Annotated in this window: 1 protein-coding gene; it reads left to right on the plus strand. The window is 39.0% G+C overall.

Annotated features, from left to right (window positions below; genetic code table 11):
• Positions 1-87: 87 nt before the first annotated feature.
• On the plus strand, positions 88-308 hold a 221-nt coding region (locus DWX59_RS29130; protein ID WP_207660478.1), incomplete at its 3' end, for a hypothetical protein.

The raw sequence follows: 308 nt of genomic DNA on the forward strand, positions 1-308 counted from the left end.
CAGCTAATAGATTTTTCGCACACACGAGAAAACTCTTTCGATTCTCTGCTTACACTCTCAAACAGAACTAAGGTCGCAACAGCTGTTGTGGGTACAGAAGACGCAAAAGCCAAAATGTTTAAAACACTCAGAACAGCTCGAAGAGTCGGCAATGTCATTAATGGGAATATGTATTGTACGGACAGAAATTTCTTTTACTTTCTTGTAAACGAACTTTTCCGATACCAATGGTTTGATAAACCTGTTACAGTTTCAGAGGAGATAACAGACGCTTTGTATGATGTTACAAATGGAATCGTAGACCAGCT

Origin of the sequence: Enterocloster aldenensis (assembly GCF_003434055.1) — a bacterium.
GTDB classification, from domain to species: domain Bacteria; phylum Bacillota; class Clostridia; order Lachnospirales; family Lachnospiraceae; genus Enterocloster; species Enterocloster aldenensis.